The organism is Pedobacter segetis (assembly GCF_016623585.1).
Taxonomy (GTDB): domain Bacteria; phylum Bacteroidota; class Bacteroidia; order Sphingobacteriales; family Sphingobacteriaceae; genus Pseudopedobacter; species Pseudopedobacter segetis.
Window position 1 is genome coordinate 1 of the sequence record NZ_JAEHFY010000058.1, and the last position, 922, is coordinate 922.

Below are 922 nucleotides of genomic sequence, written 5' to 3' on the forward strand. Positions count from 1 at the left end.
GCAAAAGGCGATACGGGAGCAACCGGTTTAGCAGGAGCAACCGGTAACACAGGCGCAAAAGGAGATACAGGTGCAAAAGGCGATACGGGATCACAAGGGATACAAGGAGCGACTGGTAACACAGGAGCAACCGGCTCAAAAGGCGATACAGGTTCGCAAGGAATCCAAGGCGTAACCGGTAACACGGGAGCAACCGGTGCAAAAGGCGATACAGGTTCACAAGGAATCCAAGGAATAACAGGAAATACAGGAGCAACGGGTTCAGCAGGAGTAACCGGCGCAACAGGCAATACCGGAGCGACAGGTTCAACCGGAGCAAAAGGCGATACAGGTTCGCAAGGAATCCAAGGCGTAACCGGAGCGACAGGTTCACAAGGGATACAAGGTGTAACAGGAAATACAGGTGCAACTGGAGCGACTGGTAACACGGGAGCAACTGGAGCAAAGGGCGATACAGGTTCACAAGGAATACAAGGTGTAATAGGAAATACAGGTGCAACTGGAGCGACAGGTTCGCAAGGGATACAAGGAGCGACCGGTAACACAGGAGCAACAGGTTCTGTTGGAGCAGCAGGAGCAACTGGAGCAGCAGGTGCAACTGGAGCAACCGGTTCTGTTGGTGCAACAGGTGCAAAAGGAGCAACCGGAAATACAGGGGCGACAGGTTCTGTTGGTGCAACCGGCGCAAAAGGCGATACAGGTTTACAAGGTGCGACAGGAAACACGGGAGCGACAGGTGCAACTGGAGCAACAGGTTTACAAGGTGCGACAGGAAACACGGGAGCAACGGGTTCTGTTGGTGCAACAGGAGCAAAAGGCGATACAGGTTTACAAGGTGCGACAGGAAACACGGGAGCGACAGGTTCAGCAGGAGCAACTGGAGCAACAGGTTTACAAGGCGCAACGGGAAACACGGGGGCAA

At 53.8% G+C, this 922-nt stretch carries 1 protein-coding gene; it reads left to right on the forward strand.

Annotation, left to right across the window (positions count from 1 at the left end; genetic code table 11):
• Nucleotides 1-922 (forward strand): beta strand repeat-containing protein (locus I5M32_RS16550; RefSeq protein WP_449580870.1); only part of this gene is annotated, 922 nt, incomplete at both ends.